A 14,331-nucleotide genomic window follows, 5' to 3' on the forward strand; every position below is an offset into this window, starting at 1 on the left:
TTGCTTGAAGCTTGAGGCAAATTGATATTGCTTCAATCCGGTATCAACCGGATTGATGGCATGCAGCTTTTTGATCTTGCCCTGCTTCGCAGCTTCAGCATCGTTGCGCGCACGGGCTCGATCAGCCTTGCAGCGCTGGAAGTGGGGCGCACCCAGTCGGCGCTCAGCATGCAGATGCACCGCCTCGAGGATCAGGTCGGCCACACGCTTTTCCATCGCAGCGGATCGGGTGTCAGGCTCACGGCGTCCGGAGAAAAGTTTCTGGTCCATGCCGAGGCGCTGCTCGCGAGGCAGGATGAGGTCTGGGCCGACATGGGTGGAACGGCAATCAGAGGCTCGGTGAGCCTTGGGTGTCCGGAGGATTACTCCATCGCTTTTCTGCCAGAGCTGCTCAGGGATTTCTGCGCGCTGCACCCCGACATCGAACTGCGCATGGTCTGTGCGCCGACGTCCGATCTGCGACCGCTGCTGCATCGCCGCCAGCTCGACATCGCGCTGGTCTCGGTGGCGGACCCCGAAAGCAGCGAGGTGATCCGCAAGGAGAGCTTCGTCTGGGTGGCGAGTGAGGCAGATCCGGCGATCGTCGACCATGCGGTCATACCGCTGGCGCTGTCCGCTCCCGTCAGCCTCGACTATCGCGCCGCCTGCGATGCGATGGGCGCGGTCAATCGGCGATATAGAATTGCCTTTGCCAGCAACAGTCTCGCGGGCCTGATCGCGATCGCCCGTTCCGGTCACGCCATCAGCGTTCTGACGCGATCCGCCGTCCCACCTGATCTTCACGTCGTATCGAGAGCCCTACCACCACTTCCCACGATTGGCGTCGCGCTCGAGTTCTCCGAGCAGCGCCCATCGTCGGCGGCACGGGCGCTGGGCACCCATATCCGGGCCGCTCTGCCGGGACTGCACAAGACAGCGTAGCCTCGGCGGGGAGAACGAACCTGTTCAGATCAGCTGTGCCATCGGGACCAGAGCACCGGGCACTGCAATGACCCGGCTTGCCATCGCATGTCCGTCAAACATGGCCTGACGAAGGCTTTTCCCACCCAGCCGGGCGGCGATGTAGCCCGCGTTGAAAGCATCGCCGGCGCCCGTCGTATCGACTGGCTTTTTGCGCTTCACCGCGAGCCGCTCGACCGGGTTCCCCGTTTCGGCCGCCACCATGTCGCCACCGCCATTCTTGACGACGACCTCACCACAACCGGACTCTTGCCAGCGGGAGAGGCAGTCGTCCAACGTGGCGTCGTTCCAGAGATCGGCTTCGTCGTCGAAGCTCGGCAGGCCGATCGAAGCGACTGCCATGGCTTGGCAAAGCCACTGTTTCATCGTCTCGATATCGTCCCACAACCGGCGACGGATGTTGGGATCGAAAACGATCTGCTGGCCGCGTTGACGCGCAGCGCGCACTTCTTCGAGAAGGTTCTGGCGTCCCTCGTCCGGCAGGATGGCCAGTGTGATACCGGAAAAATAGACGACGTCGGCAGAGGTGATTGCCTCCGAAAGCGCGTTCCGATCATCCGCCAGGCGGCGCGCCGCCGAATGCGACCGCCAATAGGAGAAACTGCGCTCTCCATGCTCTGACAGGCTGATGGCATAGAGGCCGACGCTGCGCTTTTCGTCGGTCTGGATGAATGCGGTGTCGATCCCGTTGTCATCCAGAAAGCCGCGCAGTTTCGACGAAAATGGATCGCTGCCTAGACGCGTGAGAAGTGCTGTGCGCCAACCGGCGGCGCCGTCTTGAGGCAGGGCGGCGCGCGTGTACCAAAGCGTATTGAGCACGTCTCCCGCAAAGCCCATCCGCCAGAGATCGGCATCGCTCTCTCCTGCGCCACTCAGCTCCACCATAGGCTCGCCGATGGCAAGAAACAGTTTCGAACTCATCGGCTCGCCTCTGCGAGAATTGCGGCAGGCATGCCTTGGTTCAGGATCGCATCGAGACAATCGTCTACCGCATCATTCCATGCTTCGGATCGTGCAAGCTGCGCCGGCATGAAGTTCGCCATGCCGCTCAAGCCGGTACGGATGGCCGCCGCATCGCGCGACACGGATTGAACCTGGCGCCTGATTTCGTCCTCGCGGGGATCGCGCAGCGCATAGGGCACACCCGCGTCGCTGACACCCAGCGTGTAGCGCATCCACGCCGCAGTCGCGAATGCGAATGGGCGCAGCGGCTGCCCGGCATCGAGAGCGGCGATCGCGGGCGCAAAGATCCGCTGGGGCAGTTTCTCGGTGCCATCCATTGCGATCTGATAGGTCGCATGAGCAATCGCGGGATTGCGGAAACGGTCCTCGAGTGCGGCGGCATAGGCCTGCACGTCGAAGCCCGGCAAGGGCGGCAGAACCCGGCCGGCAGCTTGCAGATGACGCCCGACGAGCGCCGCAAGCGCGGTGTCGCCCATCACGTCGCGGACGAACTGGTGCCCGGAGAGGAAGCCCGCATAAGCGAGCATCGAATGGGTGCCGTTCAGCATGGTGAGCTTGGCGCGCTCGAAAGGCGTGACATCCGCCACGAAAATCGCCCCACCGGCCTCCCAGGCAGGTCGACCCTGCGGAAAGTGGTCCTCGATGACCCACTGGCTGAATTGTTCTGTCTCCACCGCCGCAAGGTCGACGCAGCCCGTCGCCGCCGCCGCATCGGCCAGCGTCTGATCGGTCGCGGCCGGCGTGATCCTGTCCACCATGGACGATGGAAACGCTACCTCCGCCGCGATGAAGTCAGCGAGTTCGATGTCTAAGGCGCGGGCAAATCCGATGACGCCACCGCGCAGGAGCTGTCCGTTTTCCGGAAGATTGTCGCAGGAAAGAACGGTGAAGGGCGCGATGCCAGCATCGCGGCGCAGCTTGAGCGCGGCAGTCAGCAGCCCAAGAACGCCGGACGGCGTGTCCGGCGACTTAAGATCCGCCGCGACAGCGGGATGCGAGGGATCGTGTCCGCCATTGGCACGGTCTATACCGTAGCCTTTCTCGGTCACCGTCAGGGTCACGATCTTGACCGCCGCGTCGCACAGCGCAGCAAGCGTCGCGACCGGATCGTTGGCGATGACTTGTGAAAGTGATCCGATCACGCGGGCACGGGTGCCCTCGGTGCCACGTTCGATCAGCGTGTAAAGCCCGTTCTGCGGCGCAAGCGCTTCCGCAAGTGCCGTGCTGCGCAGACTGACAGCGCAGATGCGCCAGTCGCCACCTGCCGCCGCGAGCGCGTCGTCGGTTGCAACAGCCTGGTGTGCCCGGTGAAAAGCGCCAAGTCCGAGATGCACGATCCCCGTGCCCTGATCGTCCGGCTGGTAGGTTGGAAGCCGGGCCGATCCAGCGACGTCCGACAGGCTTGTTAGCCGCGGCCGCGCTTCTCCACCGCTCATGCCCGGAGCCCTTCGTGCTCGTGGGTCAGCGCCGTCATGATGCCGCGCAGTTCGGCAAGCCCCTTCAGTCGACCGATCGCCGGGTAGCCGGGCTGTGCCTTGCGCTGGAAATCGTCGAGGATCTCCTGGCCGTGATCGGGTCGGAACGGGATCGAGACGTCGTGTCGCCCGGCCTGCCGCCGCTTGCGCTCCTCGCGCACCACCGCGGCGATGAGAGCCACCATGTCCGTGCTGCCGCCCAGATGCTCGTCTTCAAAGAAACTGCCGGCGATGTCGTCGCTCTCGCGCGTCACATTGCGCAGATGCAGGAAATGCACCCGATCGCCGAGCGCCTCCATCATCTTCGGCAGGTCGTTGTCGGGGCGTGCGCCGAGCGATCCAGAGCACAGCGTCACCCCATTGGACGGCAGATCGACCGCATCGAGAATGGAGCGATAGTCCGCTTCCGTCGACATGATGCGCGGCAGTCCGAGCAGAGCGAAGGGCGGGTCGTCCGGGTGGCAGCAAAGCCGCATGCCCAGCTCATCTGCAAGCGGCGCGACTTCTGACAGGAAATCGATGAGGTTCTGGCGCAGGCGGTCTTCACCCAGCACAGCGTAGCCCGCGAGATGATCGCGAATGTCGTCGAGCGTGAAGCTTTCCGCGGCGCCCGGCAATCCGCAAACGATGTTGTCGGCAAGCTTCGCCCGCGTGGCATCGTCCATGGCAGCGAAGCGACGGCCGGCATCTTCGACGACGGCGTCGCTGAAATCGTCGCTCGCGCCCGGCCGCTTGAGGATGTGAATGTCGAACGCCGCGAAGTCGATCAGGTCGAAGCGCATGCAGGTGGCGCCGTTCGGGCGCCGATGCGCAAGCTCGGTGCGCGTCCAGTCGAGCACCGGCATGAAATTGTAACAGATGGTCTCGATGCCAGCCGCATGCAGGTGCTTCAGCGAGGTGCGCCAGGCACCGATATGCGCGCGCCAGTCGCCCGTCTGCTTCTTGATGTCCTCGGAGACGGGCAGGCTTTCAACGACTTCCCAGGCAAGTCCCGACGAGGCGCCGTCCTTCATGCGGGCAATCAGCGACTGCCGTTTCTCAATCTCGTCCGGCGTCCAGACCGACCCGGTCGGGACGTGGTGCAAAGCGGATACGACCCCTTCGACGCCGGCCTGCATCATATCGTCGATAGAGACCCGATCCTTCGGGCCGAACCAGCGCCAAGTCTGCCGCATGAATGCTCCTCCTGCATAGTCAGCCGCCCAACGGCGACCCGCCATCAGATAGCACCACGCTTTGATGTTGACTAGTATGGTAGTATGGTTCATTGCTTGGCGCGGAGGAGATCACCGTGAACTTGCGAGACGCATTGGCACTGCAAACACGTGACGAGGAACGAGGGCAGCCTGTTGGCCCGCGTCTCTATCGCCTGTTGCGTGAGCGTATCGTGAAAGGTGACCTTGTTCCGGGCACGCGGCTTTCCGAAGTCGATGTCGCGGCGTCCTATGCGGTCAGCCGCCAGCCGGTGCGCGAAGCTTTCATCAAATTGTCCGAGGAAAGCCTCGTCGAGATCCGGCCACAGCGCGGCACCTATGTCAGCCAGATCAACGTTGCCGCCGTCATGTCCGCCCGGTTCGTGCGCGAAGCCGTCGAGGCGGACATTGTCCGGATTCTCGCGGCGCGGCCGAAAGAAGGGTTTCTGCGGGAGCTGGACGACCTGATCCTCCGCCAGCGCGCCACCGTCGAGGACGACGACCCCACGACATTCATCCAGCTCGACGAACGGTTTCACCGGCTGCTGGCATCTGAAGCGGGGCAGGGTGCAAGCTGGGATATTCTGCAGCCACTGAAGACGCAGATGGACCGCGTGCGCCATCTGAGCGCCAAGCAGTTCCCATTGCGCCAGCTCCTCTCGCAGCATGAAGATGTCGCTCGGACGATCCGCAATGGCGACGGCGATGGCGCCGAAGGCGCGATGCGGTCGCATCTGCGGCAGATTCTCGACGATCTCCCAGCCGTGATCGCCGCCCTGCCTGCCTTCTTCGACGAACGCGTTGAAGCGCCATGAGTGTCGTGGTCCCCATCGCGCCATTCGACGTCGCCAACTTCGCTTCGTCCTTCGTGCCGCGCTGGCTGCAGCTTGCGCGTGACCAAGTGCATGGTGGCATCTTCGATCGGCTCGCCCTCGATGGTCGCCCGGTCGAAGGCGATGCAAAGACCACGCTCGTTCATGCGCGCCTCGCGTTCACCCTCGCTCATCTCCATCTTGTCGCCGGCGACCAGCGATTGCTCGATGCAGCGCTCGATACGTACCGCTTTCTCGATGGGCACCTTCGCGACGCGGACGGCGGTTACCGTTTCAGCGTTTCGCGCGATGGTCAGCCCTTGGCCGATCCGATGTCTCAGGTTCGCCGAACCTATGATCAGTCCTTCGTGCTCCTGGCGCTCGTAACCCTGCAGAAGGCCGCGCCTAATTCGGTGTCGCAACACCGGATCGACGAATGCTGGAACTTCATATCGCAGCGCCTGACCGATCCCGGCACCGGTGCGCTCTGGGAAGACGATGTCATGGCGGCCGCGGGCGCCAAGCCCGGCGATCTGCGCGCCCAGAATCCGCACATGCACATGTTCGAAGCGCTGCTGCAGGCTTTCGAGATGACCGGCGATCGCGTCTGGCTGGAACGCGCGGAAGCCATGCCCGATGTCGGCCGCCGCTTTTTCATCGATGAAACGACGGGCGCGGTGCGCGAATTCGTCGGCCATGACTTGCAGAGCCTCGCCGACGCGGATGGCGAGCGGCGCGAGCCGGGTCATCAGTATGAATGGGCCTGGCTGCTTCATCGCTACGCCGATCTGGCCGGCGTGAACGATGCGCGATCTTTGGCCGACCCGATGATCGCCTTCGTTGAGCGGCATGGGCTGGCACCGCACTCCGGTCCCTTGGAAGGCCTTCCTTTCGATGCGCTCGATGCTCGAGGTCAGGTCACCGAGCACACGCATCTTCTCTGGCCGTTGACGGAAGCCGGCAAATTCTACGCGGCCCGCCATGCACGTCTTGCTGAGACTGGTGATGCAGCGCGCGCACGCGGCCTCGCATCGATCATGGCTCGCCATTTCTTTGCTCCGGCTGCGGCGACCGGTCTGTCTGTCTGGGTCAACCGTCTCGATGCTGATGGCCGACCTGTCTGGTCCGAGGCCTTGAGCCGCCTGCTCTACCACGTCGCCATCTTCGTCACGGAAGGCGCCCGCGCCGGCCTGTGGACGCTGACGCCGCTCCCGTCACCGACGGCTGAAAATCACTGAGAATGATCAAGGAGGAACGATCATGAACGTCACACTGAAGACACTTGGACTGACAACTGCGCTCGCACTCGTAGCAGGCGTCGTCTCGGCACAGGAATTCTCGCTCAACCTCTCGACGTCACAGACGCTGCAGGACCCGCTGGTCATTGCCATGCAGGGTGCCGAACAGCGCATCGAGGAGCGCTCCGAGGGTCGCGTCGATGTCACGATCTACCCGAGCTCGCAGCTTGGCGAAGATAACGACGTTCTGGAGCAGATCCGCAACGGTGCGCCGATCGCGGCGCTCGTCGATGCCGGTCGCCTGGCACCTCTGCACGCCGAGCTAGGCATTCTGGCCGCGCCATATCTTGTCGACGACTACACGCAATACGCAGCGATCACCGATTCTCCCGTCTATGGCGAATGGGTCGAAGAGCTCGCCGAAAGCTCCGGCATTCGCCTCCTGAACTACAACTGGTTCCAGGGCACGCGTCAGATGATCACCAAGAAGGAGATCACCGCGCCGGCAGACCTCTCGGGCGTGCGCGTGCGCACCATCGATGCACCAAGCTGGATCGCGACGGTCGAATCCATGGGTGCGACGGCAGCGCCGATGGCGTGGTCCGAAGTCTATTCGGCGCTCCAGCTTGGCGCGATCGATGGCGCAGAAGCGCAGCTGACCGGCGCCTATGGCATCAAGCTCCATGAAGTCGCGACCAACATCGCCTTGACGAACCACATCCAGCTCTTCACGGGCCTGGCGACGTCGCAAGCCTGGTGGGAGTCGCTGCCGGAAGACATCCGCACGATCATCGACGAAGAGCTGAAGGCGGCCGGCGACGAGGCCACGCGCATGACTGTCGAACGCCTCGGCGAAGTGCAGACCGAAATGGAAGCGGCAGGCGTCGTCTTCAACGAAGTCGACATGGCACCCTTCCGCGAAGCGACGGCCTCCGTCTACGAGGAAGTCGGCTTGGTGGAAGCCCGCGAGGCTCTGCAGCCCTACCTCCCGTCCGCCCAGTAAGGCGGATTTGACCTGAGTTTCGGGCGGTCGTCAGGACCGCCCGAACGACTCCTATGATGGGCAGCGAGGCTCCGATGTCCGTATTCTGGAAGATCTATGACCGCATCGAACTCGTGCTCGCGCTCGCACTGCTTGCCGCGACGGTTCTGGCCGTGTTGTTGACGGCCATCGGTCGGTCGATCGGCACGCCGATCACGTCCGGTCCGCAATTCGCACAGCTCTTTCTGATCTGGACATGCATGGTCGGCGCCGATCTGACGGCCAAGCATGGCGAACACATCCGCGTTTCGGCACTCCCGGATATCTTGCCGGTCGCGCTGCGCCGTTGGGTTGCCGGCTTCAACCTGCTGCTGATGCTCGTCTTCCTTGGCTTCGTCGCCAAGCTCGGTTTCGATCTTTCGGTTGGTAACTGGCAGCGCACACTTGGGGCCTCCGGGCTGAGCTACGGCCTCGTCACGCTCGCCCTGCCCGTCGGCTCGGCGCTCTTGGCGATCTCGCTTCTTCGTCGGGCCTGGACCAAGGGGTTCATTGCATCATACGAGCCCACTCAAGAGGCGAAGGAAGGCGTCCTATGATCTCCGCTCTGATCCTCGCGGCTGCTCTTGGCCTGATCATCCTCGGCATGCCCGTCGCCTTCGCGATCGGTATTGCCGGCTCCAGCTATTTCCTTCTGCCCTCGGTCTTTCTGCCGGAAAGCACGGCAGTGCAGCGCATCGTTGCCGCAAGCCAGTCTTTCCCGCTTCTGGCGGTGCCGCTTTTCATCCTGCTCGGCAATCTGATGAACAGCGCGGGCATCACGCCGCGGCTCGTCGCGCTGGCAACCACAGTCGCCGGCTGGATGCGCGGCGGGCTCGCGCAGTCGACGCTCATCCTCTCCGCGCTGATGGGCGGCATTTCGGGTTCGGCAGTCGCCGATGCTGCCATGCAGGCGCGCATCCTTGGAAACCCAATGATCCAGCAGGGCTACAGCCGCGGGTTCACCGCTGCAATTCTGTCCGTCGGCGGGCTCATCACCGCGACGCTGCCGCCAAGCCTTGGGCTCATCCTATACGGCTATCTTGGCGAAGTCTCGATCGGCCGTCTGTTCATCGCCGGGGTCGTGCCTGGCGTCCTGCTGACCATCGTGCTGATGGTCACGACATGGATGGTGGCCGTCAAGCGTGACTACCAGCCGATCAACGACCGCTACCCGACGCTGCGCGAAGTGGGCCAGGAATTCCGCAAGAGCTTCTGGGCGGTCATGTTTCCCATCTGGCTCCTCGTCGGCATCCGTTTCGGCTATTTCACGCCGTCGGAAGCGGGCGCTTTCGCCGTCGCCTATGCGCTGATCGTCGGCTTTTTCATTCACCGACAGATGACGATCGCCGGCTGCATCGACGCCATGATGAAGAGCATCAACGATATCGGCATGATCATGCTGATCATCCTCTTCTCCGGTACCTTCGGCTACGTCATCACCTTCGAGCGCGTGCCGCAGTCGATCGCCGAAGTGGCTTTGACGACGCTCTCGGACCCGACGGTGCTTCTCTTTGTCATCGCCGGCTTCCTGCTCGTCCTCGGCATGCTGGTGGAAGCGACGGTTCTCGTCATGCTCCTCACGCCGATCCTTGTACCGGTCGTCACGGCCGCGGGCGTGGATCCGGTGCATTTCGGACTGGTGATGATGACGCTCGTGACCTTCGGCGGAATGACGCCGCCCTTCGGCGTGTCCATGTTCGCGGTCTGCGGGATCTTGAACTGTTCCTACAAGGACTATTCGATCGAACTCATTCCGCTGGCGCTTGCGGTCCTCCTGCTCGTCGCGATCATGATCCTGTTTCCAGAGATCGTCCTGTTCCTCCCCAATTGGCTGATGTAATGGCGCTTCATCCCGACCGATTGTTCCCGACCGACGCGGCCACACGCGGCATCGCCCGTGCGCTTTACGAGACGGTCGCCGACCTGCCGATCGTCTCTCCGCACGGTCATACCGATCCGCGCTGGTGGGCGACGAATGAGGCATTCAGCGATCCGGCGACGCTGTTCGTCACGCCGGACCATTACGTTACCCGCATGCTCGTCAGCCAGGGCGTCTCGTTCGAGGCGCTCGGAATCGGACAAGGGGCCGAAACCGATCCACGTGCCATCTGGCGTACATTCGCGTCGAACTTCCATCTCTTCTCCGGCACGCCCTCCAAGCTTTGGATCGAGCATGCTTTGGAGAACGTCTTCGGGTTCTCGGAGCGACTACAATCGGAAACCGCCGATGCCGCCTATGAGCGCATTCAGGCCGTGTTGCAGGAGGATCGCTTCCGGCCTCACGGGCTCTATGACCGGTTCAACATCGAGGTCATCGCGACGACCGATGGTGCCTTGGACGATCTGCAATGGCACCGACAGATCCGCGAGTCTGCGTGGCACGGGCGCGTCGTGCCGACCTATCGTCCCGATGCGGTAACGGACCCCGACCAGCCTGGCTTTGCGGATAACCTGGAAAGACTGGCAGAAGTCTCGGGCATGTCGACAGTGACATGGGCCGGCTATCTCGACGCTCACCGCGCGCGGCGTGCCGCTTTCCGGGAGTTGGGCGCGACGGCGACGGACCACGGACATGCAACGCCGCGCACCGCCGACATGCCGCAGAACGAAGCCGCAAGCCTTTACGACCGTGCCCGCACCGGACGCCTGGGCACGGGCGAGGCCGAACTTTTCCGTGCGCAGATGCTGACCGAGATGGCGCGCATGTCTGCCGAAGACGGCATGGTCATGCAGCTCCATTGCGGCTCGCACCGCAACCACTCCCGCTCCGTTCTTGCCGACAATGGGCGTGACCGCGGTTTCGATATCCCGGTTCCTGTCAGCTTCACCGAAGCGCTGAAGCCGATGCTCGATGCGGTGGGTCTGGAGCCTCAGCTACGGGTTATTCTCTTCACTCTGGACGAGACGACCTACACGCGAGAACTCGCACCGCTTGCCGGCGCGTGGCCGTCACTCGTGCTCGGCCCGCCCTGGTGGTTCCACGACAGCTTCGAAGGCATCCGTCGCTATCGTCAGCAGGTCACCGAGACGGCGGGCTTCTACAACACGGCCGGTTTCAACGACGACACACGCGCCATCACCTCGATCCAGGCACGCCACGATGTCGCGCGACGGACCGACTGCGCCTTCTTGGCCGAACTGGTCACGTCGCACCGCATGGAAGAAGACGAGGCCTTTGCGATCGCGCAGGATCTTGCGGCCGGTTTGGCAAGGAAGGCATATCGGTTAGGCTGAGCGCTCGAAACGCTTCACGCCAGACGAGACGGAGACGTGCCGTGGCCTCCTATGAGCTTCTGTACTGGTCGGTGCCGTTTCGCGGCCAGTTCGTGCGCGCGATCCTTGCCCATGCCGGCGTGGAATGGACCGAGTGGGATGAACCCGCGATCGCGGAACTGATGGACGCCAATGTCTTCGACATGCCGGTCCCCTTCATGGGCCCTCCGGTTCTCATCGACAGCGAAAGTGGCTTCGCGGTCTCCCAGATGCCCGCGATCGTGTTCTATCTCGGCGAGAAACTGGATCTTCTGCCAAAGACGCCGGAGTTGCGCGCCTTGACCATGAAAGTGGTCAACGACGCCAATGACGTGATCGACGAGCTGACGCTCAATGGCGGCCAGGCCATGTGGACAGAAGAGCGGTGGCAGGACTTCCTCCCCCGTCTACGCAAGTGGATGACGTTCTGGGAAGTGCTGGGCACGAAGCACGGCCTGACGGCCGATGACGGATATCTGCTTGGCGGGTCCGCTCCGGGGATCGCCGACATCGTCACGGCAACGCTCTGGACCACGATCGCCGATCGCTTCGACCGGATCGAGAAGATGCTGGCGGAGACGGCGCCGCACACCTTGGCCTTGTCGCGCAGGGTGTCATCCCACCCGGCACTGGTGAAACTCAACCAGCAAACCCGGAGCGCCTATGGCGACGATTATGCAGGCGGCCAAATCGGGGCCTCCATGGCGTCGGTCCTCACGTCCAGGAATGGATGAAGGTTAGGCGTCGCTCGCATCGGAAAGCTCCGATCGCAGCCATGCGGCGAAACTGGCCATCGCAGGTGTCACCGCCTTCCCCATTGGGCGCGTGAGATAATCGGAGCCCGCTGAAACCGCCACATCGTATGGCCGCACGAGACGACCGGTTGCAATCTGTCGGTTGAACATAGCGGAGGGCAGCAGCGCCACGCCGAAACCATCAGCTGCCAGCTCGGCAAGGGCAATCGAGGAGTCGAGCACCGGGCCGTTGAGCGGCGGGCAGGCTATGCCGGCTGCCTCGAACCACTGCTCCCACTCGTCCTTGCGATAGCTGCGCAGCAGCGTCTCCCGGGTAAGGTCGTCCGGAACACGCAGGCGCTTTGCAACATCGGGTGCACAGAGCGGCGTCATCGGCGCGGCAAGCAGCGGCTCCGCCTCCAGTCCGGTCCACGATCCGGCGCCGAAGCGAATGGCCATGTCGAGGCCTTCGCGCGTGATCTCCACGCGGTTGTTGTTCGTCGAGATGCGCAGATCGATCTCCGGATGCGCCTCGTTGAAATGCCCGATCCGCGGCATCAGCCAGCCCAGCGCGAATGTCGTGACCACACCCATCTGCAGCACCTCGATGTGGTGTTTGCCGCGCACGCGATCGAGCGCGCGCGCCATGGTATCGAACCCGTGCTCGAGCACGGGAAACAGCGCCGAGGCCTCTTCCGTCGGCACGAGCCCGAGCGATGTGCGGCGAAAGAGCGTCGTGCCGAGCATGTCCTCCAGCCGCGCGATCTGATGGCTGACGGCCGCCTGCGTCACACGCAGTTCGATGGCGGCACGCGTGAAGCTCCCTTGCCGCATCGCGACTTCGAACACACGCAAGGCGTTGAGCGGAATGTCGTGACGATCCATCGGGTATTACCTGAGCTCATGGCAGATCGAAGAAATTGTCGTCTGCCACTGTTCTGGAGCGCGGTCTATGCATTCGCCATCAGTTTATCTGATGCACCGCTCCGATAAGAGCGATGCACATTTTGCGACCAGATGAGGGAAACTGCCGATGACGCCACGTTCGATTGTCTCACAGACAGCCATTGCCGCCTTCACCATGGGCTTGTTGATTGCCGGGGCGGCCAATGCCCAAGATGCCGATGCGCGGCTTCAGGAGGTCGTCTCGACGATCGAGGAAAACTTGGATGCCCGCGTCGGTATCGTCGTGCGTGACAGCGGCTCGGACTGGCAGTGGGCGCACCGGGAAGACGAACGGTTCATGATGAACAGCACCTTCAAATCCGTGCTGTGCGGCGCGGTCCTTCAGCGCGCCGAGATCGGAGAGCTGGCACTCACAGAGACACTCGAGATCGAGGCGTCGGACATTCTTGACTATGCGCCCGTGGCGGAGACCCGTGTCGGAGAAAGCGTGACGATCGGAGAGCTGTGCCTAGCGACGCTCGACATGAGCGACAACACGGCCGCCAATCTGCTGATCAGTCGACTCGGCGGGCCACAGGAGGTCACTGCCTTCATGCGCAGCCTCGGCGACAGCGTCACCCGGCTTGACCGCTTGGAGCCGGAGATGAACACCTTTGCCGAAGGAGATCCACGCGACACCACGACACCCGCTGCCATGGCGGCGAGCTGGGAAACGATGCTGCTAGGCGACGGCTTGTCCCCTGCGTCACAAGCACAACTGATCGAATGGATGAGCATCGGGGGTGTGACGGGCGCGCTGCTGCGCGCAAGCACGCCCGAGGATTGGCTGGTGGCAGACAAGTCCGGCAGCGGCAACCGGACGCGCAATCTCGTGGCCATGGTCACGCCACCCGATGAAGCGCCCTATGTGGTCTCGATCTATCTCTCCGACACGACGGCTGACTTCCAGGCTCGCAATGCCGCAATGACGGAGATCGGGGCAGCGCTCGTCGAGCTGATCGAAGCGCGCTGAACCAACACGTCCCGCTTGAACCTGACTGTTATCCGTAAGACGAGGCCTACGTAGCCAGAAAACCCCGCGCCAGTGCCTTGAAGGCTTCGACGGTGCGGGGCAGGATCTTTTTGGGATCGGTGCTGGCGGCGACGTAGAGAGCCGCGTTCAAGGCCGCGCCGTTCAGCAATCGTGCCGCGGCTTCGATGTCCACGGGTTTGAGCCGGCCCTCCTCGGCCAGTGCCATGAGCGCCCGCCGGGTTTCTGCAAGGCAGGCATTCTGGCTCGGCCACGCCGACGGGTCGCCGAGAACCGCTGGGCCATCGAGCAGCACGATGCGTTGGATTTCGGGATCGAGCGCGAGCTCGATATAGGCAGCTCCTTCGGCCTCCAGGGCAGCCCAGGTATCCTCGGCACCGGACGCGGCCTGTCTTGCCTTCGCCGCCATCTCGCCGTCGACCTGCGCCACCACCGCGGCCAACAGGCCCTTCTTATCCCCGAAATTATGATAGAGCGCGCCGCGCGTAAGCCCGGCATCCGCCGTCAGATCGTCCATCGACGCATCGGCAAATCCCTTTTCGGCAAAGGCCTTGCGGCCGGCCGAAATCAGCTTGGCGCGCGTCTCTTCCATCATTGCGGCGCGGCTTTTCCCGGACATTCCCATCCTCGCAAAAACTGAAAGCTTACCATGCGAGTTGACATACGGGACGTATGTGAACATTTTGCATACGTAGCGTATATGAAAGCAGCTTCCCTTGTGAAGCGCCCAATTTTGAAAGGGCCTTG

The 14,331-nt window shown here is 63.1% G+C and carries 14 protein-coding genes; 9 read left to right on the forward strand and 5 right to left on the reverse strand.

Annotation, left to right across the window (positions count from 1 at the left end; genetic code table 11):
* Positions 1-60 precede the first annotated feature (60 nt).
* Positions 61-921, forward strand: coding sequence for a LysR substrate-binding domain-containing protein (locus tag QQL76_RS16570; RefSeq protein ID WP_499208578.1), 861 nt, complete (start codon positions 61-63; stop codon positions 919-921).
* A gap of 24 nt (positions 922-945) precedes the next feature.
* Here QQL76_RS16570 and QQL76_RS16575 read toward each other — a convergent pair whose 3' ends face one another.
* The 3 genes from QQL76_RS16575 to uxuA are packed head-to-tail and all read right to left on the reverse strand — an operon-like array spanning position 946 to position 4,573.
* Positions 946-1,881, reverse strand: a complete 936-nt coding sequence (locus tag QQL76_RS16575; protein WP_499208579.1) for a sugar kinase — start codon at positions 1,879-1,881, stop codon at positions 946-948.
* Positions 1,878-3,359, reverse strand: a complete 1,482-nt coding sequence (locus QQL76_RS16580) for a mannitol dehydrogenase family protein (RefSeq protein ID WP_499208580.1) — start codon at positions 3,357-3,359, stop codon at positions 1,878-1,880. Before QQL76_RS16580 ends, QQL76_RS16575 begins: the two co-directional genes overlap by 4 nt.
* Positions 3,356-4,573 (reverse strand): mannonate dehydratase, encoded by a 1,218-nt coding sequence (uxuA, locus tag QQL76_RS16585; RefSeq protein ID WP_499208581.1) that lies wholly within the window; start codon positions 4,571-4,573, stop codon positions 3,356-3,358. The genes QQL76_RS16580 and uxuA overlap by 4 nt, the downstream gene beginning before the upstream one ends.
* A 116-nt stretch (positions 4,574-4,689) precedes the next feature.
* On the opposite strand from uxuA, the gene QQL76_RS16590 reads away from it, so the two are divergent.
* From QQL76_RS16590 to gst, 7 genes are all read left to right on the forward strand, one after another.
* Positions 4,690-5,406 (forward strand): GntR family transcriptional regulator, encoded by a 717-nt coding sequence (locus QQL76_RS16590; protein WP_499208582.1) that lies wholly within the window; start codon positions 4,690-4,692, stop codon positions 5,404-5,406.
* Positions 5,403-6,641, forward strand: coding sequence for an AGE family epimerase/isomerase (locus QQL76_RS16595; RefSeq protein ID WP_499208583.1), 1,239 nt, complete (start codon positions 5,403-5,405; stop codon positions 6,639-6,641). Before QQL76_RS16590 ends, QQL76_RS16595 begins: the two co-directional genes overlap by 4 nt.
* Positions 6,642-6,663: 22 nt before the next feature.
* Positions 6,664-7,644 (forward strand): C4-dicarboxylate TRAP transporter substrate-binding protein, encoded by a 981-nt coding sequence (locus QQL76_RS16600; RefSeq protein ID WP_499208584.1) that lies wholly within the window; start codon positions 6,664-6,666, stop codon positions 7,642-7,644.
* Between the two features lie 74 nt (positions 7,645-7,718).
* Positions 7,719-8,219, forward strand: coding sequence for a TRAP transporter small permease (locus QQL76_RS16605; RefSeq protein ID WP_499208585.1), 501 nt, complete (start codon positions 7,719-7,721; stop codon positions 8,217-8,219).
* Positions 8,216-9,502: a TRAP transporter large permease gene (locus QQL76_RS16610; RefSeq protein ID WP_499208586.1), complete on the forward strand. Its 1,287-nt coding sequence runs from the start codon at positions 8,216-8,218 to the stop codon at positions 9,500-9,502. The genes QQL76_RS16605 and QQL76_RS16610 overlap by 4 nt, the downstream gene beginning before the upstream one ends.
* On the forward strand, positions 9,502-10,896 hold the full coding sequence (gene uxaC, locus QQL76_RS16615; RefSeq protein WP_499208587.1) for a glucuronate isomerase: 1,395 nt from the start codon (positions 9,502-9,504) through the stop codon (positions 10,894-10,896). The genes QQL76_RS16610 and uxaC overlap by 1 nt, the downstream gene beginning before the upstream one ends.
* A 41-nt stretch (positions 10,897-10,937) precedes the next feature.
* Entirely contained in the window at positions 10,938-11,648 is a 711-nt protein-coding gene (gst, locus tag QQL76_RS16620) for a glutathione S-transferase family protein (protein WP_499208588.1), read from the forward strand.
* A 3-nt stretch (positions 11,649-11,651) separates the two neighbouring features.
* Here gst and QQL76_RS16625 read toward each other — a convergent pair whose 3' ends face one another.
* A complete protein-coding gene (locus QQL76_RS16625; RefSeq protein WP_499208589.1) occupies positions 11,652-12,533 on the reverse strand; it encodes a LysR family transcriptional regulator in 882 nt (293 codons plus the stop codon).
* 148 nt (positions 12,534-12,681) lie between these two features.
* Between QQL76_RS16625 and bla the strand changes: the two genes are divergently transcribed.
* Complete coding sequence (gene bla / locus QQL76_RS16630; protein ID WP_499208590.1) at positions 12,682-13,566, forward strand: serine hydrolase; 885 nt, start codon at positions 12,682-12,684, stop codon at positions 13,564-13,566.
* 46 nt (positions 13,567-13,612) lie between these two features.
* Here bla and QQL76_RS16635 read toward each other — a convergent pair whose 3' ends face one another.
* Positions 13,613-14,203, reverse strand: coding sequence for a TetR/AcrR family transcriptional regulator (locus tag QQL76_RS16635; RefSeq protein ID WP_404863302.1), 591 nt, complete (start codon positions 14,201-14,203; stop codon positions 13,613-13,615).
* Between the last annotated feature and the right edge of the window lie 128 nt (positions 14,204-14,331).

Source organism: Rhizobium albus (genome assembly GCA_030160035.1).
Lineage (GTDB): Bacteria > Pseudomonadota > Alphaproteobacteria > Rhizobiales > Rhizobiaceae > Georhizobium > Georhizobium albus.